The following is a 19,900-nucleotide window of genomic DNA, read 5'->3' on the forward strand; positions in this document are numbered from 1 at the left end:
GACCAACGGGCGCCGCGTTAATCCGGACAGTACGCGTCATCGTTGACGACCATCGCGAGCAAGCTCGCTCACAGGGCGTGCGGGTCTGTTCTGGATAGGGTGTTTCAGATCGTTCTGTGAGGGCCGGCAGCAACGCTGCCAGCCCTGGACACAGATCCGGTGGGCCTGATCGGATCATCCGGCCCGGAGGGACTCAGGCGTCCGGCGCCTGATCTTTCGGTGCATCAACATCATCTTCTGCCGCGACTTCACCGTCGGGGTTCAGTGCTGCGTCTTCAGCCATTGCTTTCTTGCGCTGAAGCTTTTCCTCTTTCTTCTGTTCCTTGGCCAGGTCACGCTGACGTTTGGCGAAGGAGTAGTTGGGTTTAGCCATGGGCGATCCTCTGGGGTCGAAGGTGAGGTTGAGCGGCGCGTATTCTGCCCTGTATCGGTGCCAAGTCGTTAGTCGGGTTTTTGCTCGACCCACTTGGGCAGTACGGTGGGTTGCCATTGATCGAGGGCGTCGAGCAGAGATGTTGGCGATTCGCTCACCTGCAGCATGTCACGGTGCGCTGCGCGAACGAAGCCTTCGCCGACGATATGATCGAGAAAACCGGTGAGTTTGCTGTAGAAACCGTTCACTTCGAGCAAGCCCAGTGGTTTGCCGTGGTAGCCAAGCTGGCCCCAGGTCCAGACCTCGAACAGCTCTTCCAGCGTGCCCAGGCCGCCCGGCAGGGCGATGAACGCATCGCTGAGTTCAGCCATCCGCGCCTTGCGCGCATGCATGCCGTCCACCACTTCCAGGCGAGTCAGCCCTTTGTGGCCAATTTCCTTGTCCATGAGGCTCTGCGGGATGATGCCCACGACTTCGCCTCCGGCCGCCAGTGCGGCATCGGCCACGATCCCCATCAGTCCGACGGCGCCACCGCCATAAACCAGCGTCAGCTTACGCTCGGCCAGCGCCCGGCCGAGGGCTTCGGCCGCTTCCCGATAAGCCGGATGGGTGCCGGTGCTGGCACCACAAAATACACAAACGGATGTTAAAGACATGCCTTACTCCATGGTCGATCAGGGCCACAGAGTAAAGGCAGGCGCGCGACGTACCAAGGGCTAGACTTTGCGATTGGGTGTTTCGTAGGTGCCGCTGGCGCCACAGGCGTAGGCGGCAAGCAAGCTGCACAACAGGCTGTTGAGGGACATGACAGACGCTCCAGTTTGGGTGATGGCCCGATCATAGGCCTGTCCCAGACGTCTGGCTGGTAGATTGTTTCGATGGGGGCCATAGCCCGAAAGTTGTATACAATTTTTGATTCAGGTCATAGGAACTTGCGAAGTTTTCAGGCAGTCTTCTGTCCACTCGCATTTCTGTTAACCCTGCCTTGGAGATTCACCATGTTTGCCAAACTCGTTGCGGTATCCCTGTTGACACTGGCCAGCAGCCAACTGATGGCTGCAGAGTGCAAAACCACTATCGACTCCACTGATCAGATGTCCTTCAACACCAAGGCCATTGAAATCGACAAGAGCTGCAAGACCTTCACCGTGGAACTGACCCACTCCGGCAGCCTGCCGAAAACCGTCATGGGCCATAACTGGGTGCTGAGTAAAGAAGCCGACATGCAGCCGATCGCCACCGACGGCCTGAGTGCCGGTATCGAGAAGAACTACCTGAAAGAAGGTGATGCCCGCATCATCGCGCACACCAAGGTGATCGGCGCTGGTGAGAAAGATTCGGTGACCTTCGACGTGTCTAAACTTGACGCCGCTGAAAAATATGGCTTCTTCTGCTCGTTCCCGGGCCACATCTCGATGATGAAAGGCACTGTGACGCTGAAGTAATCCGAAGTACCGCGTTAACGTTCATCGCGGGCAAGCCCGCTCCCACAGGTACGGTGGTGTTCCATGTGGGAGTGGGCTGCCCGCGAAGAGGCTGGTTGCATCGCCACATCCTGCGGCCAAAGAAAAGCCCGCTGAAGATCAACACTTCAGCGGGCTTTTTCATTCATTCACGATTCAAGGCGCAAACGGCATCACCCGCTTGTGGTGCGTCTTGTTGTAAGTACCAACGATGATCTTGAACGCTTCCTCGCGTACCGGCTCGCCATGCAGAAAGGCGTCGATCTCGGCGTAGGTCACGCCGTGGGACGCTTCGTCAGGTTTGCCTGGGGACAGGTCCTCAAGGTCGGCGGTCGGTACCTTCTCCACCAGTGATTCCGGCGCACCGAAGCTGCGTGCGATGGCCCGGACCTGGTTTTTCACCAGGCCGCTAAGGGGCGCCAGATCGCAGGCGCCATCGCCGAACTTGGTGAAGAAGCCCATCACTGCTTCTGCCGCGTGGTCGGTACCGATCACCAGGCCGTGGGCGGCACCGGCGATGGTGTACTGGGCGACCATGCGCATCCGCGCCTTGGTGTTGCCGAGTACGAAATCCACCGAGACCGCGTGCTTGCCTTCAAAGGCCGCGACTTCGTTGGCCAGGGACTTGACCGCCGGACCGATGTTCACGGTGTGGCGCTCGTCCGGATTGATGAAGTCCACGGAGGCCTGGGCATCGTGTTCATCGAACTGGATATCGTACGGCAGGCGCACGGCGATGAACTTGTATTGGTCGTCTCCGGTGCGCTGGCGCAGTTCACGCATGGCACGCTGGGCCAGCAGCCCCGCGGTCAGGGAGTCGACGCCGCCACTGATGCCCAGTACCAGGGTCTTGAGCCCGGAATTGACCAGGCAGTCTTGGATAAAGGTAATCCGCCGGGCGACTTCAGCCTTGAGGGCGGCCTCGTCGGCAAACGGCGGTTGGACCTTGAGCTGTTCAGCAATCTCACGCTGTACGGCTTGCATGAATTCACTCCTTGCTAGATAGGCTGGGAAGGGCAGGAACTTGGAAAACGTGTCGCAAATAGGCGACGAAATTCGGGTCTTTGCAGTGAGTCTTGCCGGGCTCGTCGGAGATCTTTGCCACCGGCTGGCCGTTGCAGGCGGTCATTTTAAGCACGATGCTCATCGGTTCGACACCCGGAATATCGCACGTCAGGTTGGTGCCTATGCCGAAGCTGACGTTGATCCGCCCGCGCAGCGCGCGGAATATTTCCAGGGCCTTGGGCAGTGTCAGGCTGTCGGAGAACGTCAACGTCTTGCTCATCGGGTCAATGCCCAGCTTGTGATAGTGGGCGATGGCTTTTTCCGCCCAAACCACCGGATCGCCCGAGTCATGGCGCAAACCGTCGAATAGCTTGGCGAAAAACAGGTCGAAATCACCGAGGAAGGCATCCATGGTGATGCAGTCGGTGAGGGCGATGCCCAGCAGGCCACGGTATTCACGGACCCAGCAATCGAGGGCGGCAATCTGGCTGTCGACCAGTCGCGGTCCGAGCTGCTGGTGGGCCATGATCCACTCGTGGGCCATGGTGCCCAGCGGCTTCATGTCCAGTTCCCGGGACAGATGGACGTTGCTGGTGCCGACAAAACGTCCCGGGAAATCATGCTTGAGCACGTTCACCACTTCTTCCTGCACGCGGTACGAGAAGCGACGGCGGGTGCCGAAGTCGGCGACCTGCAATTCGGACAATTCGTCGCTGCTGGCGTTGGCGGTCAGCCAGTCGAATTTGCGATAGAGCTGCTCGCGCGCCTGTTCCAGAACAATTTCGCGATAGCGGTAGCGGTTGCGCACTTCGCTGACGATCGCCAGCATCGGCACTTCGAACAGAATCACGTGCAGCCAGGGGCCGCGCAGGCGGATGAACAGTTCGCCGTTTTCGATGCCGGTGTGGATGTAGCGCAGGTTGAAGCGAAACAGCCCGAGAAAGCGCAAGAAGTCCGGTTTCATGAAGCTGATGCGCTCCAGGAAACTCAACTGGTCGGCGCTCAGGCTCAACTCGGCCAGGCGCTCGAACTGGTAACGGATTTCCGCCAGATAAGGGCGCAGATCTTCACTGTTACGGCAACGAAACTCCCATTCGACTTCCACGTTCGGGTAGTTGTGCAGCACCGCCTGCATCATCGTCAGTTTGTAGAAGTCGGTGTCGAGCAGGTTCTGCACGATGCGATCGGCAAACACACTCTCGCTCATAACGGGAATCTCCAGCGTTGCAGCGGCATTGATCAATGGCGCTAGTGGCGCATATCAAGGGCGAGGATTACCAGCATTTTTTAGACTGACCGAGTCCTTGCAGGAGCTGGCTTGCCAGCTCCTGCAAGGCGACGGTATCCGTCAGGTCGCTTCCGGGCAATCAACCTGCTCCAGCATCCACTTCACAAAATCCCGCACCTTGGGCACTTCCGCCGAATGCTCCGGGTATGCCAGGTAATACGCATCCGTGCTGGGCATTGCATGCTTCCAGGGAATGACCAGTTTGCCGTCCGCCAACTCTTCTTCCACCAGAAACCGCGGCAACAGCGCCACGCCGCAGCCGACCTGCGCCGCGCGAATGCACATGTAGAAGGTTTCGAACCGCGGGCCGTGGTAGCTGTGTTCGGTGTGGTAGCCCTGACTGTCGAACCAGTCATGCCAGGCCTGGGGGCGCGAGGCGTTTTGCAGCAGCACCAGATCGGTGAGTTGCGTCGGATCGGTGAACGGCTCGGCCGGCAGGCTGCCGGGGGCACAGACGGGCACCAGCTCCTCGCCGAACAGCTTCAGGCATTCGGTGCCCGGCCGTGAGCCCTGGCCAAAGTAGAACGCCAGGTCGCTGCGCCCTTGCAGCAGATCGTCGGCTTCCTGTTCGCTGCACAGGTCCAGGTGAATCGATGGATGACGCAGGCGCCAGCCTTTGAGGCGCGGTACCAGCCAGCGCGCACCGAAAGTCGGTGGCGTCGAGACGCGCAGGACTTCGGTTTCACCGCCGTAGGAGCGCAGGTAATGGGTCGACATCTCGACTTGCGTGAGGATTTTTCTGACCTCGACCAGGTACAAATCGCCTGCTGGTGTCATTTGCAGGCGTCGACGTACCCGGCGAAACAGCAAGTGCTGCAACAGCTCTTCGAGTTGCGCGACCTGTTTACTGACGGCGCTCTGGGTCAGATTCAACTCTTCGGCGGCCCGGGTGAAGCTCAGATGCCGGGTCACGGCTTCGAAACACTGCAGTGCAGCGATCGATGGCAAATAGCGTTTGTTCAGCATGGGCGGTCCTTTGTGCTTGTCTCTTTATTGCCAGCAATGCACAGCATGAATAAACGGAATGATATCTCTCTTAAAGGTCGTTTGTTGAGTAACCTCCGGGGCGCTAAAACTACAGGCCTGATCAGCCGTGATTTTCCGGCTGCGCCCGTTCCGTTTTTTGCTTGAGGAGTCACCCATGGTTGCCGCATTGCTTGATCGTCTTGGTGTAAACCCGGCCCTGTACCAGAACGGCAAAGTGCCGGTGCATTCGCCTATCGATGGCAGCCGCATCGCCGCCGTGAACTGGGAAGGTGCCGCCGAAGTTGAGCAGCACATCAGTCGCGCAGATCATGCGTTCGAGCTGTGGCGCAAGGTTCCGGCGCCACGCCGTGGCGAACTGGTGCGTCAACTGGGCGACATCCTGCGTGAATACAAGGCCGATCTCGGTGAACTGGTGTCCTGGGAAGCCGGCAAGATCACTCAGGAAGGCCTGGGTGAAGTTCAGGAAATGATCGACATCTGCGACTTCGCCGTCGGCCTGTCCCGTCAGTTGTACGGTCTGACCATCGCTTCCGAGCGTCCTGGCCACCACATGCGCGAAACCTGGCACCCGCTGGGCGTCGTCGGGGTGATCAGTGCATTTAACTTCCCGGTGGCGGTCTGGGCCTGGAACGCCACGCTGGCACTGGTCTGTGGCAACCCGGTGATCTGGAAACCGTCGGAAAAGACGCCCCTGACCGCACTGGCCTGTCAGGCACTGTTCGACCTCGTGCTGAAGAACTTCAGCGATGCTCCACCGCACTTGAGCCAAGTCATCATCGGTGGCCGCGATGCCGGCGAAGCCCTGGTCGACGACCCGCGTGTCGCGCTGGTCAGCGCCACCGGCAGTACCCGCATGGGCCGTGAAGTGGCGCCGAAAATCGCCGCACGCTTTGCCCGCAGCATTCTGGAACTGGGCGGCAACAACGCCATGATCCTCGGCCCAAGCGCTGATCTGGACATGGCCGTTCGCGCCATTCTGTTCAGCGCCGTCGGCACCGCCGGTCAGCGTTGCACCACGTTGCGTCGTTTGATCGCCCACGAATCGGTCAAGGAAGAAATCGTCACCCGCCTCAAAGCCGCTTACTCCAAAGTGCGTATCGGCCATCCACTGGAAGGCAACCTGGTCGGCCCGCTGATCGACAAGCAAAGCTTCGAGAACATGCAGGATGCGCTGGAGCAGGCCCTGAGCGAAGGCGGCAAGGTATTCGGCGGCCAGCGTCAGCTCGAAGACAAATTCCCGAACGCTTACTACGTTTCGCCAGCCATCGTCGAAATGCCGGAGCAGAGCGACGTGGTTTGCCACGAAACCTTCGCGCCGATCCTGTACGTGGTCGGTTACAGCGATTTCAATGAAGCCCTGCGTTTGAACAATGCTGTACCGCAAGGCCTGTCTTCGTGCATCTTCACCACCGACGTGCGTGAAGCCGAACAGTTCATGTCGGCGGTGGGCAGCGATTGCGGTATCGCCAACGTCAACATCGGCCCAAGCGGCGCGGAAATCGGCGGCGCGTTTGGTGGTGAGAAAGAAACCGGCGGTGGTCGTGAGTCCGGTTCCGATGCATGGCGCGGCTACATGCGTCGTCAGACCAACACCGTGAACTACTCGCTGGAGTTGCCATTGGCCCAAGGCATCACGTTCGACTGAAACGTGGGTCAACCGTAATCCCCTGTGGGAGCGAGCTTGCTCGCGATAGCGGTACGTCAGTCAAGTAGTGGTCGACTGGCAGATAGCAATCGCGAGCAAGCTCGCTCCCACATTGAAATTGTGTTGGTTAGGTTTCTGTTGGAGTCTGGCAATGCCGTTACGCGAAGAGTGTCTTTGGGAAAAACTGACGCCGCAAAGGCCTGACAACGCGGCGCTCAAGGGAGAGGTCAAGGTCGATGTCTGTGTCATCGGCGCCGGTTTTACCGGTCTGTCGGCGGCCGTGCATTTGCTGGAGCAGGGTAAAACGGTCTGCGTGCTGGAAGCCCATCGCGCCGGGCATGGCGGTTCCGGGCGCAACGTCGGGCTGGTCAATGCCGGCATGTGGATTCCACCGGACGAAATTGAAGCCGGGTTTGGCGAGGCGGTCGGCAGTCAGCTCAACCGCATGCTCGGTGCGGCACCGGCCCTGGTGTTCAGCCTGGTCGACAAATACAACATCGATTGCCAATTGCGCCGCGAAGGCACACTGCACATGGCGCACAACGCCCGCGGTGAAGCGGATCTGCGCAGTCGTGAACAACAGTGGAAACGCCGTGGCGCGCCGGTCGAACTGCTGACCGGCCAGGCTTGCGAACAAGCCACCGGTACCAAAAAAATCGCCGCCGCCTTGCTCGATCGGCGTGCCGGCACGATCAACCCCATGGCTTACACCACAGGCCTGGCCAAAGCGGCCGTGGGTCTCGGTGGTCAATTGTTCGATCATTCGCCTGTGACCCGACTCGAACGTCAGGGCCAACGCTGGTCGGTTCAGACCGCCCAGGGTTCGGTGCTGGCCGAGCAAGTGGTGATTGCCTCCAACGCCTACACCGAGGGCGACTGGACGGAATTACGGCGCAATTTCTTCCCCGGCTATTACTACCAGGTGGCGTCGGTGCCGCTGACGGAAGAGGCTGCGCAGCAAATTCTTCCGGGTGGCCAGGGTTCCTGGGATACCCGGCAGGTGCTCAGCAGCATTCGTCGCGATAAAGACGGACGTCTATTGCTCGGCAGTCTGGGCAATGGCAATCAGAAACCGACCTGGTTCCTCAAGGCGTGGGCCGATCGCGTCCAGCAGCATTACTTCCCTTACCTCAAACCGGTGGAGTGGGAGTGCACCTGGACCGGTTGCATCGCGTTCACCCCCGATCACTTGATGCGTCTGTTCGAACCGGCGCCCGGTTTAGTGGCAGTCACCGGTTACAACGGCCGGGGCGTGACCACAGGAACAGTGGTCGGAAAAGCCTTTGCCGATTATTTGTGTAACGGAAATCCTCAAGCGCTACCGATTCCTTTTGCACCCATGCAGCCATTGACCGGGGTCGGGTTGCGCAGCTGTCTTTATGAGGCGGGCTTTTCGCTGTATCACGCGGGCCAGTGCCTGCGGATCGTCATTTGATGATTGAAAAACGTGCAGAAACGCGGCGCTTTTTCGCGCAGCGACTAGCCTGTAATGGTGCGGGTTGTAGCAGTACCGCACCAGCAGTGTGCAGTTCGGTGACGTACGTTGTTACAGGCTGGTTGCACACCGTTTGGCGGCTTGGTTGCAATGATGGCACGGGAGGGTTGCGCCTCAAAAAATAAAAGGTTTCACCTTCCCCGGTTTAGACGGTTGCACGCCCAATGAAAATGGGATCGAAACGGTCAAAATAATAATAAAGCAGCGACTTTTTTCAGAATAAAAAACCGATGGCACGGCACTTGCTCTGAGCATTCAGTGAAGTCGCAGTGCCAATTAAAAAAAACCTTGGAGCACCACCTCATGTCCCAGACGTTTTACAAGAAAGGCTTTCTTGCCCTCGCAGTGGCAACTGCGTTGGGTGTTTCTGCGTTTGCTCAGGCCGACATCAAGATCGGCGTAGCGGGTCCAATGACGGGCGCCAACGCGGCATTTGGCGAGCAGTACATGAAGGGTGCACAGGCAGCAGCCGATGCGGTCAACGCAGCGGGCGGCGTAAACGGGGAAAAAATCGTACTGGTCAAGGGCGATGACGCCTGCGAACCGAAACAGGCTGTGACGGTCGCCAAGGACCTGACCAACCAGAAAGTCGCCGGCGTCGTCGGTCACTTCTGCTCCTCGTCGACCATCCCGGCCTCCGAGATCTATGACGAAGCGGGCATCATCGCCATCACGCCAGGCTCCACCAACCCACAGGTTACCGAACGCGGCCTGAGCGCCATGTTCCGTATGTGCGGTCGTGACGACCAGCAGGGCATCGTGGCCGGCGACTACATCGTCGACGTGCTCAAGGGCAAGAAAGTTGCCGTGCTGCACGACAAGGACACCTACGGTCAGGGCCTGGCAGACGCCACCAAGGCACAGCTGATCAAGCGCGGCGTAACGCCCGTGCTGTACGAAGGCCTGACCCGTGGCGAGAAAGACTTCAGCGCCGTGGTCACCAAGATCCGCGCGGCGGGTGCCGACGTGGTCTACTTCGGTGGCCTGCACCCGGAAGCCGGTCCACTGGTTAAACAACTGCGCACTGAAGGCCTCAAAGACGTGAAGTTCATGTCCGACGACGGCATCGTGACCGACGAACTGGTGACCACCGCCGGCGGCCCGCAATACGTCGACGGCGTGCTGATGACCTTCGGCGCCGACCCACGCCTGCTGCCAGACAGCAAGACTGTGGTAGACGAGTTCCGCAAACATGGCACCGAGCCAGAGGGCTACACCCTGTATGCCTACGCTTCGGTCCAGACCCTGGCGGCAGCCTTCAACGGCGCCAAGTCCAACAAGGGTGAAGACGCTGCCAAATGGCTCAAGGCACACCCGGTCAAGACCGTCATGGGCGAGAAGTCCTGGGACAGCAAGGGCGACCTGAAAGTGTCCGACTACGTGGTTTACCAGTGGGACAAGGACGGCAAATACCACCAGCTGGAAAAACAGAAGTGATATGAGCGGCTGATTTGCCCGGTGCCTTGTGCGCCGGGCAATCCTGAAACATGTCCGTGCAGTACCTGTCTTTTCTCGTAGAGCTGCACACAACCGTGTTGCGCCGGCGGCTGAACCCCGGTCCGTCGCAACCGGCTTCTGTGCAGTCTCTCAAATGCGTGAGATTGCGTTATGGATGGTATTTTCCTGCAGCAACTGGTCAACGGCCTGACCCTCGGGTCGGTCTATGGCCTGATCGCCATCGGCTACACAATGGTCTATGGCATCATCGGCATGATCAACTTCGCCCATGGCGAGGTTTACATGATTTCCGCTTACCTCGCGGCAATCAGTCTGGCTCTGCTGGCTTACTTCGGTATTGAATCCTTCCCTCTGCTGATGCTCGGCACACTGGTCTTTACCATCGTCGTGACGGCGGTGTATGGCTGGGTCATCGAGCGCGTCGCCTACAAACCGCTGCGCAACTCCACACGACTGGCACCGCTGATCAGTGCCATCGGTATCTCGCTGATCCTGCAAAACTATGCACAGATCGCCCAGGGCGCTCGCCAGCAGGGTGTTCCGACACTGCTGACCGGTGCATGGCGCATCGACGTAGGCACTGGCTTCGTCCAGCTCACCTACACCAAGATCTTCATTCTGGTCGCCGCGTTTGCCGGGATGGCCGTGCTGACCTACGTCATCAAGTACACCAAGCTCGGCCGTATGTGCCGCGCTACCCAGCAAGACCGCAAGATGGCCTCGATCCTCGGTATCAACACCGACCGTGTGATCTCCTACGTCTTCATCATCGGTGCAGCGATGGCGGCCCTGGCCGGCGTACTGATCACCATGAACTACGGCACGTTCGACTTCTACGCAGGCTTCGTCATCGGCATCAAGGCGTTCACCGCTGCGGTACTCGGCGGGATCGGCTCGCTGCCTGGCGCCATGCTCGGCGGGATCATTCTCGGGATTTCCGAGTCGCTGTTCTCTGGTCTGGTCAACTCGGACTACAAAGACGTTTTCAGCTTCTCGCTGCTGGTTCTCGTTCTGGTCTTTCGGCCTCAAGGCCTGCTCGGCCGTCCTCTTGTGTCGAAGGTGTAAGCGATGTCTTCAACCACTAAAAAATCCATTGATATCAAAAAAAGTCTGGTTGACGCGATTCTTGCCGGCCTGATTGCCCTGATCGTGTTCGGGCCGATTGTCGGCGTCGTTCTCGATGGCTACGGCTTCAACCTGGAAACGACCCGGGTGGCCTGGATTGTCGCCATCGTCATGGCCGGTCGCTTTGCCCTGAGCCTGTTCCTGCAAACCCCGAAGGGCCTGAAAATCCTCGAGGGTTTTGAAACCACCGGCTCCGGCGTGCATGTTCTGCCACCGGATTACAAATCCCGCTTGCGCTGGATTGTCCCGCTGGTGATCGCCATCGCCGTGGTGTTCCCGTTTTTCTCCAACTCCTACTTGCTCGGCGTGGTCATCCTCGGCCTGATCTATGTACTGCTGGGGCTGGGGCTGAACATCGTGGTCGGCCTGGCCGGCCTGCTCGACCTGGGTTATGTGGCGTTCTACGCCATCGGCGCCTACGGCCTGGCGCTCGGTTATCAGTACCTGGGCCTGGGTTTCTGGACGGTATTGCCCCTGGCGGCGATCACGGCCGGTCTGGCCGGCTGCATCCTCGGGTTCCCGGTGTTGCGCCTGCACGGTGACTACCTGGCGATCGTGACCCTGGGTTTCGGTGAAATCATCCGCTTGATCCTCAACAACTGGCTGTCCCTGACCGGCGGCCCGAACGGCATGCCGGCACCGTTGCCGACGTTCTTCGGCCTCGAATTCGGCAAGCGGGCGAAGGACGGCGGCGTGCCGTTCCACGAGTTCTTCGGTATCGCCTATAACCCGGACGTGAAGTACTACTTCATCTACACGGTGTTGTTCCTGGTCGTACTGGCTGTGCTCTACATCAAGCATCGTCTGGTGAAGATGCCGGTGGGTCGTGCCTGGGAAGCCCTGCGTGAAGATGAGATCGCCTGCCGCTCCATGGGCCTGAACCACGTACTGGTCAAGCTCTCGGCGTTTACCATTGGCGCTTCGACGGCCGGTCTGGCCGGCGTGTTCTTTGCCACCTACCAGGGCTTTGTGAACCCGACCTCGTTCACCTTCTTCGAATCGGCGCTGATCCTCGCCATTGTGGTGCTCGGCGGCATGGGTTCGACCATCGGTGTGGTGATGGCGGCCTTCGTGCTGACCGTCGCTCCGGAACTGCTGCGTGGCTTCGCGGAATACCGTGTGCTGCTGTTCGGCATCCTGATGGTGTTGATGATGATCTGGCGACCGCGCGGACTGATTCGAATCAGCCGTACCGGTGTGGCCCCGCGTAAAGGAGTAGCGCCATGAGCGAAGTCGTACTCTCCGTAGAGAAGCTGATGATGCACTTCGGCGGCATCAAGGCGTTGAATGATGTCAGCCTGCAGGTCAAGCGCAACTCGATTTTCGCCCTGATCGGCCCCAACGGTGCCGGCAAGACCACTGTGTTCAACTGCCTGACCGGGTTCTACAAGGCCTCGGGCGGCAAGATCGAACTGAATGTGCGCGGCGAGAAAACCAACGTCATCAAGTTGCTCGGTGAATCGTTCAAAGCGACCGATTTCGTCTCGCCCAAATCTTTCGCCAGTCGCCTGTTCTACAAGGCGTTCGGCGGCACCCACCTGGTGAACCGTGCCGGGCTGGCGCGGACCTTCCAGAACATTCGCCTGTTCAAGGAAATGTCGGTGCTGGAAAACCTGCTGGTGGCCCAGCACATGTGGGTCAACCGCAACATGCTGGCGGGCATCCTCAACACCAAGGGCTATCGCAAGGCCGAAAGCGATGCGCTGGACCATGCGTTCTACTGGCTGGAAGTGGTGGACCTGGTGGACTGCGCCAACCGTCTGGCCGGTGAACTGTCCTACGGCCAGCAACGTCGCCTGGAAATCGCCCGGGCCATGTGCACCCGTCCGCAGATCATCTGCCTCGACGAACCGGCCGCCGGCCTCAACCCTCAGGAAACCGAAGCGCTGAGCGCGATGATCCGGCTGCTGCGCGACGAGCACGATCTGACCGTGGTGCTGATCGAACACGACATGGGCATGGTAATGAGTATTTCCGATCACATCGTGGTGCTGGACCACGGCATCGTTATCGCCGAGGGCGGCCCTGACGATATCCGTAACGACCCGAAAGTGATTGCCGCTTACCTGGGCGCCGACGAAGAGGAGCTCGTATGACTAACGGTGCCATCCTCGAACTCAAGGAGCTGGACGTGTTTTACGGGCCGATCCAGGCCCTGAAGAAAGTCTCGCTGCACATCAATGAAGGTGAAACCGTCAGCCTCATCGGCTCCAACGGCGCCGGCAAATCGACCCTGCTGATGTCGATCTTCGGCCAGCCTCGGGCGGCGGGCGGGCAGATCGTTTATCAGGGCGTGGACATCACCCACAAGTCGTCCCACTACATCGCGTCCAACGGCATCGCGCAATCGCCGGAAGGGCGGCGGGTCTTCCCCGACATGACCGTCGAAGAAAACCTGCTGATGGGCACCATTCCGATCGGTGACAAGTACGCAAAGGAAGACATGCAACGCATGTTCGAGCTGTTCCCACGGCTCGAAGAGCGGCGCAACCAGCGTGCCATGACCATGTCCGGGGGTGAGCAGCAAATGCTCGCCATCGCCCGTGCGCTGATGAGCCGGCCGAAACTGCTGTTGCTGGACGAGCCGAGCCTCGGGTTGGCGCCGATCGTGGTGAAACAGATCTTCGCCACACTGCGGGAACTGGCCAAGACCGGCATGACTATCTTCCTTGTCGAGCAGAACGCCAACCACGCCCTCAAGCTGTCTGACCGCGCCTATGTCATGGTCAACGGCGAGATTCGCATGACCGGCACCGGCAAGGAGCTGTTGGTCAACGAAGATGTGCGTAACGCCTACCTCGGCGGGCACTGATGCCAGCCTGATGCAACCAAAGCCCCGGCGCGCAATCGCCGGGGTTTTTTTTACATCTCCAATTCACCCCAATCCCTTGTAGGAGCGAGCTTGCTCGCGAAGGTCTTCAGGACGACGCGTTTATTCAGAGTTTTCGCGTTTTCGTTGACGTCCATCGCGAGCAAGCTCGCTCCTGCAGTGAATTGTGGAAAACAAAATTCCCAAGCTCTGAAAGCGCGACATAAAGCCGCTGCAAATAGTTGTTTTGCCACGGTTTTGACTTGTCCCCGTTTGCTGTGGAGCTGGCTGTGAATAACGTGGGAGTAGCTGGCTGAAGGCCTTGGAATACAAGGCCTGCAGGCGTGTGGTTGTTTTTTGATCAGGCGTTTTTGAGTTGCTGCCAGGCCACTTTGTCAACCCTTTTGTTAGAGCCAAAAGTGAGCGTTGGCAGGGTGGATAAGCCTGTGGATAAGTCTGTGGTTAAACTCTGGAAAGACTCCGTTGAGCGCCGTAATTACTGGCTTGGCGCCATCGTCGGATTGGCCGCACGGTGATGAATTTTGCCTTTTGCTACACAGCAGGCCATCGAGGGTCAAGCAAAAAAGTTTCCGGTCTGCTCGCAAAGCCTTGTGGACAGCGGTTCCTGGAGTTTTGAACTTGCCCCCAAAGACTGTGGACCGGCCTGTGGATAACGTGCGGGTACATGGCAGTAAGCCAGGCCCGGCAAGGGCTGGCGAAAGATGAGTGTTTTTTGTACAGCGCAGATGAATAAACCTTCATTTTGCCGATTTTGCGTTCGGATACTCTGCGCGCATCGCCCCACTACTGGTGGGGGCTTTGTCAGTGGAAGACCTGGAGCAACTGCATGACCGATAGCCCCGCTTTTGCTCCGGCAGAGCCCGTAAGCCCGATGCGCAGATTGCGTCAACGAATCGGCTATGACATGGCCGTGATGGACCTGGGCGGACGAGGCCTGGCCTTGATCGGCGGGCTTATATTCCTGGCCTGGATCAGTTCGGGCATCTATAAAGTCCAGCCTGACGAGCAAGGTATTGTCCTGCGTTTTGGTCGCTGGCAGCAGACCGCCGAATCCGGTTTGCACTATCACCTGCCGTTTCCCATCGAAACCGTATTGCTGCCAAAGATTACCCAGGTCAATCAATTGCAACTGGGCAGCGGCAGCAGCCAAAGCCAGGTCAGCACCGGCGCTCGGGATAAACAGATGCTGACGGGCGACGAGAACATCGTCGAGGCCGATTGCACTGTGTTCTGGCGGATCAAGGACGCGCGTTTGTATCTGTTCAAGATCAGTGATCCTGAACGCTCGGTAAAGCTCGCGGCAGAAAGCGCCTTGCGCGAAGTGATCGGACGCACACCGATTCAGGCGGTGATGTCGGACAAACGCGCACAAATTGCTGATGAAACCCGGGATCTGTTGCAGCAACTGCTGGACCGCGAGCAGGCCGGGATTCTCATCACACAGGTACAGCTGCAACGGGTCGATCCGCCGCCGCAGGTGATTGACGCATTCAACGACGTACAACGGGCTCGCGCTGACCAGGAGCGCTCGCGCAACGAAGCCGAAGCCTACGCCAATGATGTGATCCCCCGCGCTCGGGGTGAGGCTTCGCGCATCACTCAGGAGGCCGAGGCTTACCAGGCTCAGGTCGGGAATCTGGCCGAGGGTGAGGCCAAGCGGTTTCTTTCCGTCTACAACAGTTACGTGCAATCCAGGGACGTCACCGCCTGGCGCCTGTACATGGAGAGCATGGATGAAGTGCTGAAGAAATCCTCCCGGGTCATTATTGATTCTTCGGGCAAAGGCATGTCCGGAGTGGTGCCGTACATGCCGTTGAGTGAGCCGGGCAAGTCAGTGGCCAAGGAGGCTCACCCATGAAGCGCCTGATCATTCGAATCGCCATTGTCAGCGCGGTACTCGGGCTCTGGGCGTTGGGCGCTTCGGCGTATGTGGTCGATGAATCCCAGCAGGCGTTGATCATCCGTTTTGGCGCACCGATGGGGGTGGCCGGTGAGCCGGGCCTCAAGTTCAAGGTGCCGTTCAGCGATTCCATTGTGTTCTACGATCGCCGCTTGCAGACCCTGGCATCCCCGGCGGAGCAAGTGATTTTGGGCGATCAGAAGCGGATCGAGGTCGAGACCTACAGCCGTTTTCGAATCAGCGATCCGTTGCGGTTCTATCAGGCCGTGGGAACGCTGGAACAAGCCAACGCGCAGTTGACCCAAATGGTCAGTTCCTCGCTGCGCCGTGAGTTGGGCGAGATTCCGTTGCGCTCGTTGTTGTCGCCTGCTCGTCAGCAAGAAGTCGCGATCATCGAAAAGGACGTTGCCGACAAGGCGCTGGCGTTGGGTATCGAAGTGACGGAGGTGCGTTTGCACCGCGCCGACTTGCCTCTGGAGGCCAGTCAGGCCATTTACGACCGGATGAAGTCCGAACGTCAGCGTGAAGCCAAGGAGTTGCGTGCCCAAGGGGTCGAATGGGCCCAGCAGATCCAGTCCAAGGCGGACCGTGATCGCACGGTGCTGCTCTCCGAGGTCCAGCGTCAATCGGCAATCACCCACGGTGAAGCGGATGCGGCGGCCAACCAGATCCTTTCGTCAGCCTTCAGCAAAGACCCCGAGTTCTACAAGCTGTATCGCTCGTTGCAGACCTATCGCCAGGCATTGTCCGACAGTCAACCAATGCTGGTGTTGACCCCTGACGCACAGTTTCTCAAGCAATTTCAGAGCGGGCCGGTCACCACCGGCGGGCGGTAGTCCGGGCCATGCTATTTGACGGTGCGCTGCATGCGCTGAGTATGATTTTTGAGGTCTGTCTGCTGGACTTGATTCTGTCCGCAGACAACGCGCTGGTGATAGCCATGGCCTGTCGCGGCTTGCCGGCGGATCAACTCAAGCGTGCCGTGATGATCGGCACCAGCGGCGCCATTGTCCTTCGTGTGCTGCTCACAACCCTGGCCGGGTGGTTGCTGCTGGTGCCGGGGCTTAAGTTGATTGGCGCCATCTTGCTGCTGGTGATCGCCATTCGGCTGCTCATTGAGGAGGAGCCGGATGCAGAGGGTGACGTGCCTGCCGGAGCGCTGCCGACCTTGGGCGGTGCGGTGCTGACCGTGCTCACCGCGGACCTGATCATGAGCATGGACAATGTGATCGGCCTGGCGGCGGTGGCTCAGGGCAGTGTCTTTTATCTGCTGCTGGGGCTGCTGTTGAGTGTGCCGTTGTTGATGTTCGGCAGTGTGCAGGTCACCCGTATATTGCAGCGTCAGCCAATGCTGGTCGTGATCGGTGCGGCGTTGCTGGGGTATGTGGCGGGCGATATTGCCGTCGGCGATCCGATTATCGTCGGCTGGATCAACACTCAATCGCCAGCGCTTAATCAGGTGGTGCCACTGCTGTGTGCCGTGTTTGTGGTGCTTCAGGCGCGGATAATCCAGCGCCAGAGGGCCCGCTTGCAGAGGCCGCAGGTCGGTCGGCGGAGGGTGACGGATACCGGGACGCGCGCTGTCTCGATTCCATCGTTGAAGAGCGCCGCTGATATAACGCCTCCGATCGCGGTCATCACGCCACCGGAGCCGGCGATCAAGGCAATTGCCGACGAGTCGAGTGCCCCGTCGCCTGCTGTCGTATCGCGCTTTGAGGCATACCCCGGGTGGGTGACGGTGGTGGCAGGGCTGACGGCTATTTTTCTCCTCGGCGGTGCGTTGTATGCCGGGGTTGGCGCCTTGGCGGGGACTTTGCTGCCGAGCGCGCAACGGGATTTTGCCTACGTCTGCACCGGCGGCGGTACGACCGTTTACTACCGGCCTGGCGGCAGCACGATTCGTATCGTGACGGGCGGCGGCGAGGCTTCGGGGTACATCAGGTACAAGACCATCCTTTGGCAGGACACTGCCGCAGCCGTAAAGCAATTGCACCTGACGCCTCCCAGTGAAATCGAAAAGACCAGCGCCACGGTGGTGACCCTCAATGGTGGCAGCTTCGCGCAGATCGCCTGCGCTCGCGGTTCGTAGCAGGAGAGGCCGACACGACCGGGTTGCCGCTGCGCCTCAGGGCGGGCATGCTGGTTGCTGATTTTATATTCCAATGGCTGGCGATCAGCCACAGCTAGGAGAACACGATGTCCAACACCCTGTTTATTACCGGCGCGACCTCCGGTTTTGGTGAAGCCTGTGCCCGTCGTTTTGCCGAGGCCGGCTGGAAACTGGTGCTGACCGGTCGTCGTGAAGAACGCCTCAACGCGCTGTGCGCCGAACTTTCGAAGCAAACTGAAGTTCATGGCCTGGTACTCGATGTGCGTGACCGCAAGGCCATGGAAGAGGCCATTGCCAACCTGCCGCCATCCTTCGCCAAGCTGCGCGGGCTGATCAACAACGCCGGCCTGGCCTTGGGCGTTGACCCGGCACCCAAGTGCGACCTGGATGATTGGGACACCATGGTCGACACCAATATCAAAGGCCTGATGTACAGCACCCGTTTGCTGCTGCCGCGCCTGATCGCCCACGGTCGTGGTGCCGGCATCGTCAACCTGGGTTCCATCGCCGGCAACTACCCGTACCCGGGCAGCCACGTGTATGGCGCGAGCAAGGCGTTCGTCAGACAGTTCTCCCTGAACCTGCGCTGCGATTTGCAAGGCACAGGCGTGCGGGTCAGCAACATCGAACCTGGCCTGTGCGAGAGCGAGTTCTCGCTGGTGCGTTTTGCCGGTGATCAGGAGCGTTACAACGCCACTTACGCCGGTGCCGATCCGATCCAGCCACAAGACATCGCCGACACCATTTTCTGGGTCCTCAATGCGCCGGCCCACATCAACATCAACAGCCTGGAGCTGATGCCGGTGAGCCAGACCTGGGCCGGGTTTGCCATTGATCGCAGTGGTGGCAAGGCTTAAGACCGCATCGCGGCCAATCGCGAGCAGGCTCGCTCCCGCAATGGAACTGCATGCACAGGACCCGGTGTGGGGGCGAACCTGCTCGCGAAAGCGCTCGAACCGTCAGCGCAGATATTCAGCCAGCCCGCGATAACAGGTCGCCAAGTGATAAGGCGTGGTCGACGGCATGTCCCGGCGGCTCACGTGCCCCTGTTCGTCGCGGCATTCATACCAGCCACGCGAGTGCAGTGAATGTTGTTGCAGCGCCTGCAATTGGCGCAACACCGCAGGCTCGCTGTCTGGACGCAGGGTCAGCGCGCGCAGGTACTCGGCCTGGGCCCAGATGCGCTGGGTGGCGTCCCGGGAGCCGCCGTCCGGCCCGAGGTCGAGCATGGCCCGCACCGCACCGGTCTGTTGATCGACACCCAGTTGCTCGGTGAAGGCGAAGGCGCGTTCCAGGGAAGCATGCAGCTTCGAGCCGCGCAGCAGCTCCGATGATTCCAGCAGGAAATACCATTCGAACTGGTGCCCCGGTTCAAACCAGTTATCCACAGCCCCCAGCGGTTTTTCCATCAACACCCCATGTTGCGCGTCGATAAAGTGCTTCTGCATGGCTGTGCATAACTCGACGAGTGCACGTTGCACGGCGTGGTCTTCGCGTACTGACAGGGTGGCGAGAAAGGCTTCCGCCAGGTGCATCAACGGGTTCTGCAGGGGCCCGCTGCCCAGGGCTGACCAGTCGTGGTCGAGGCTGGCTTCGTAGAGGCCATCACCCGTGGCGAATCGCCGGGCGATCACTTCCAGCGCGGCGTTGAGCACCGACTCCACCAGCGGCTCGCGGACTTTGTCCCAGTAATGGGCGCAGGCGAACAGGATGAAGGCGTGGGTGTAGAGGTCTTTGCGCTGATCCAGCGGCGCGCCGTGCGGGTCGATGCTGTAGAACCAGCCGCCATGCTCGGCGTCGTGAAAATGCCGCTGCAAGGAGCGGAACAGCGCTGCCGCGCGTTCTTCGGCAGCCGGCACCTGGCCGATCAAGCTGGCAAACAGGTAAAGCTGTCTCGCGCAGGCCATGGCCCGGTAGCGCTGAGGGGGCAGTGGCTGGTGCTCGGCGTCCAGCGCCTCGTAGGGCAGCGCCATGTCGGCGTTCCAGCCGGGGCCTTGCCAGAGGGGCACAATCACGTCCTGGAAGTGCTGTTGCACCGAGGAGAACAGGGCGGTCAGTTCAGGCTGGGAGGCGGAGCGGGAAACATGCGGCATTGGCTGGCGTCGTCACGGCAGGGGCGATTGCGCGACATGTTAGCAGGCCTGAGAGCTGTGTTGTCTGTCAGGCCGCTTTCGCGAGCGGGCTCGCTCCCACAAGATTTGTGCCGACCCCCAAAGGATGC

Annotated in this window: 18 protein-coding genes; 12 read left to right on the forward strand and 6 right to left on the reverse strand. The window is 59.8% G+C overall.

Annotated elements, in window-relative coordinates; genetic code table 11:
* Positions 1 to 193: 193 nt before the first annotated feature.
* A complete protein-coding gene (locus tag ACVWYU_RS19765) occupies positions 194 to 373 on the reverse strand; it encodes a hypothetical protein (RefSeq protein WP_090328546.1) in 180 nt (59 codons plus the stop codon).
* A 68-nt stretch (positions 374 to 441) separates the two neighbouring features.
* On the reverse strand, positions 442 to 1,029 hold the full coding sequence (locus ACVWYU_RS19770; RefSeq protein ID WP_247257200.1) for an LOG family protein: 588 nt from the start codon (positions 1,027 to 1,029) through the stop codon (positions 442 to 444).
* 342 nt (positions 1,030 to 1,371) lie between these two features.
* Here ACVWYU_RS19770 and azu point away from each other — a divergent pair, with 342 nt between their 5' ends.
* Positions 1,372 to 1,818 carry an azurin gene (azu, locus tag ACVWYU_RS19775; RefSeq protein ID WP_090328550.1) on the forward strand — a complete coding sequence of 149 codons (447 nt, stop codon included), beginning with the start codon at positions 1,372 to 1,374 and terminating at the stop codon, positions 1,816 to 1,818.
* A 174-nt stretch (positions 1,819 to 1,992) separates the two neighbouring features.
* Here azu and nadE read toward each other — a convergent pair whose 3' ends face one another.
* From nadE to ACVWYU_RS19790, 3 genes are all read right to left on the reverse strand, one after another.
* A complete protein-coding gene (gene nadE / locus ACVWYU_RS19780; protein WP_090328552.1) occupies positions 1,993 to 2,820 on the reverse strand; it encodes an ammonia-dependent NAD(+) synthetase in 828 nt (275 codons plus the stop codon).
* 4 nt (positions 2,821 to 2,824) lie between these two features.
* Positions 2,825 to 4,048: a nicotinate phosphoribosyltransferase gene (pncB, locus tag ACVWYU_RS19785; RefSeq protein ID WP_090328554.1), complete on the reverse strand. Its 1,224-nt coding sequence runs from the start codon at positions 4,046 to 4,048 to the stop codon at positions 2,825 to 2,827.
* A gap of 141 nt (positions 4,049 to 4,189) precedes the next feature.
* Positions 4,190 to 5,095 (reverse strand): LysR family transcriptional regulator, encoded by a 906-nt coding sequence (locus ACVWYU_RS19790; RefSeq protein WP_390958409.1) that lies wholly within the window; start codon positions 5,093 to 5,095, stop codon positions 4,190 to 4,192.
* 175 nt (positions 5,096 to 5,270) lie between these two features.
* Here ACVWYU_RS19790 and amaB point away from each other — a divergent pair, with 175 nt between their 5' ends.
* From amaB to ACVWYU_RS19845, 11 genes are all read left to right on the forward strand, one after another.
* Positions 5,271 to 6,761: an L-piperidine-6-carboxylate dehydrogenase gene (amaB, locus tag ACVWYU_RS19795; protein ID WP_457373471.1), complete on the forward strand. Its 1,491-nt coding sequence runs from the start codon at positions 5,271 to 5,273 to the stop codon at positions 6,759 to 6,761.
* A 151-nt stretch (positions 6,762 to 6,912) separates the two neighbouring features.
* Complete coding sequence (amaA, locus tag ACVWYU_RS19800; RefSeq protein WP_457373472.1) at positions 6,913 to 8,196, forward strand: L-pipecolate oxidase; 1,284 nt, start codon at positions 6,913 to 6,915, stop codon at positions 8,194 to 8,196.
* Between the two features lie 363 nt (positions 8,197 to 8,559).
* On the forward strand, positions 8,560 to 9,693 hold the full coding sequence (locus ACVWYU_RS19805; RefSeq protein WP_090328563.1) for an ABC transporter substrate-binding protein: 1,134 nt from the start codon (positions 8,560 to 8,562) through the stop codon (positions 9,691 to 9,693).
* Positions 9,694 to 9,864: 171 nt separating this feature from the next.
* Entirely contained in the window at positions 9,865 to 10,779 is a 915-nt protein-coding gene (locus tag ACVWYU_RS19810; RefSeq protein ID WP_090328564.1) for an ABC transporter permease subunit, read from the forward strand.
* A gap of 3 nt (positions 10,780 to 10,782) precedes the next feature.
* Positions 10,783 to 12,066: a high-affinity branched-chain amino acid ABC transporter permease LivM gene (livM, locus tag ACVWYU_RS19815; RefSeq protein ID WP_247257195.1), complete on the forward strand. Its 1,284-nt coding sequence runs from the start codon at positions 10,783 to 10,785 to the stop codon at positions 12,064 to 12,066.
* Complete coding sequence (locus ACVWYU_RS19820) at positions 12,063 to 12,935, forward strand: ABC transporter ATP-binding protein (RefSeq protein ID WP_090328568.1); 873 nt, start codon at positions 12,063 to 12,065, stop codon at positions 12,933 to 12,935. Before livM ends, ACVWYU_RS19820 begins: the two co-directional genes overlap by 4 nt.
* A complete protein-coding gene (locus ACVWYU_RS19825; protein WP_090328570.1) occupies positions 12,932 to 13,651 on the forward strand; it encodes an ABC transporter ATP-binding protein in 720 nt (239 codons plus the stop codon). Before ACVWYU_RS19820 ends, ACVWYU_RS19825 begins: the two co-directional genes overlap by 4 nt.
* An 844-nt stretch (positions 13,652 to 14,495) precedes the next feature.
* Positions 14,496 to 15,527 (forward strand): FtsH protease activity modulator HflK, encoded by a 1,032-nt coding sequence (hflK, locus tag ACVWYU_RS19830; RefSeq protein ID WP_457373473.1) that lies wholly within the window; start codon positions 14,496 to 14,498, stop codon positions 15,525 to 15,527.
* The gene (gene hflC / locus ACVWYU_RS19835) at positions 15,524 to 16,405 is read left to right on the forward strand and encodes a protease modulator HflC (RefSeq protein WP_247257192.1); all 882 of its coding nucleotides are present in this window, start codon (positions 15,524 to 15,526) and stop codon (positions 16,403 to 16,405) included. The genes hflK and hflC overlap by 4 nt, the downstream gene beginning before the upstream one ends.
* Before the next feature lie 8 nt (positions 16,406 to 16,413).
* Positions 16,414 to 17,658, forward strand: coding sequence for a TerC family protein (locus tag ACVWYU_RS19840; protein ID WP_457373474.1), 1,245 nt, complete (start codon positions 16,414 to 16,416; stop codon positions 17,656 to 17,658).
* Positions 17,659 to 17,765: 107 nt separating this feature from the next.
* The gene (locus tag ACVWYU_RS19845) at positions 17,766 to 18,536 is read left to right on the forward strand and encodes an SDR family oxidoreductase (protein ID WP_247257190.1); all 771 of its coding nucleotides are present in this window, start codon (positions 17,766 to 17,768) and stop codon (positions 18,534 to 18,536) included.
* A 102-nt stretch (positions 18,537 to 18,638) separates the two neighbouring features.
* Here the strand turns inward: ACVWYU_RS19845 and ACVWYU_RS19850 are convergent, their stop codons facing one another.
* A complete protein-coding gene (locus ACVWYU_RS19850) occupies positions 18,639 to 19,772 on the reverse strand; it encodes an AGE family epimerase/isomerase (RefSeq protein WP_457373475.1) in 1,134 nt (377 codons plus the stop codon).
* Positions 19,773 to 19,900: the final 128 nt, after the last annotated feature.

The sequence above is a fragment of the Pseudomonas sp. TE12234 genome, from assembly GCF_054061835.1.

Excerpts from the sequence above, each read along its gene's own strand:
- hflC (WP_247257192.1), top strand. The coding sequence starts at position 15,524 with ATGAAGCGCCTGATCATTCGAATCGCCATTGTCAGCGCGGTACTCGGG.
- ACVWYU_RS19805 (WP_090328563.1), top strand. The coding sequence starts at position 8,560 with ATGTCCCAGACGTTTTACAAGAAAGGCTTTCTTGCCCTCGCAGTGGCA.
- amaA (WP_457373472.1), top strand. The coding sequence starts at position 6,913 with ATGCCGTTACGCGAAGAGTGTCTTTGGGAAAAACTGACGCCGCAAAGG.
- ACVWYU_RS19840 (WP_457373474.1), top strand. The coding sequence starts at position 16,414 with ATGCTATTTGACGGTGCGCTGCATGCGCTGAGTATGATTTTTGAGGTC.
- ACVWYU_RS19765 (WP_090328546.1), bottom strand. The coding sequence starts at position 373 with ATGGCTAAACCCAACTACTCCTTCGCCAAACGTCAGCGTGACCTGGCC.
- ACVWYU_RS19810 (WP_090328564.1), top strand. The coding sequence starts at position 9,865 with ATGGATGGTATTTTCCTGCAGCAACTGGTCAACGGCCTGACCCTCGGG.
- pncB (WP_090328554.1), bottom strand. The coding sequence starts at position 4,048 with ATGAGCGAGAGTGTGTTTGCCGATCGCATCGTGCAGAACCTGCTCGAC.
- ACVWYU_RS19825 (WP_090328570.1), top strand. The coding sequence starts at position 12,932 with ATGACTAACGGTGCCATCCTCGAACTCAAGGAGCTGGACGTGTTTTAC.
- livM (WP_247257195.1), top strand. The coding sequence starts at position 10,783 with ATGTCTTCAACCACTAAAAAATCCATTGATATCAAAAAAAGTCTGGTT.
- ACVWYU_RS19820 (WP_090328568.1), top strand. The coding sequence starts at position 12,063 with ATGAGCGAAGTCGTACTCTCCGTAGAGAAGCTGATGATGCACTTCGGC.
- ACVWYU_RS19770 (WP_247257200.1), bottom strand. The coding sequence starts at position 1,029 with ATGTCTTTAACATCCGTTTGTGTATTTTGTGGTGCCAGCACCGGCACC.
- ACVWYU_RS19850 (WP_457373475.1), bottom strand. The coding sequence starts at position 19,772 with ATGCCGCATGTTTCCCGCTCCGCCTCCCAGCCTGAACTGACCGCCCTG.
- hflK (WP_457373473.1), top strand. The coding sequence starts at position 14,496 with ATGACCGATAGCCCCGCTTTTGCTCCGGCAGAGCCCGTAAGCCCGATG.
- ACVWYU_RS19790 (WP_390958409.1), bottom strand. The coding sequence starts at position 5,095 with ATGCTGAACAAACGCTATTTGCCATCGATCGCTGCACTGCAGTGTTTC.
- ACVWYU_RS19845 (WP_247257190.1), top strand. The coding sequence starts at position 17,766 with ATGTCCAACACCCTGTTTATTACCGGCGCGACCTCCGGTTTTGGTGAA.
- nadE (WP_090328552.1), bottom strand. The coding sequence starts at position 2,820 with ATGCAAGCCGTACAGCGTGAGATTGCTGAACAGCTCAAGGTCCAACCG.
- amaB (WP_457373471.1), top strand. The coding sequence starts at position 5,271 with ATGGTTGCCGCATTGCTTGATCGTCTTGGTGTAAACCCGGCCCTGTAC.
- azu (WP_090328550.1), top strand. The coding sequence starts at position 1,372 with ATGTTTGCCAAACTCGTTGCGGTATCCCTGTTGACACTGGCCAGCAGC.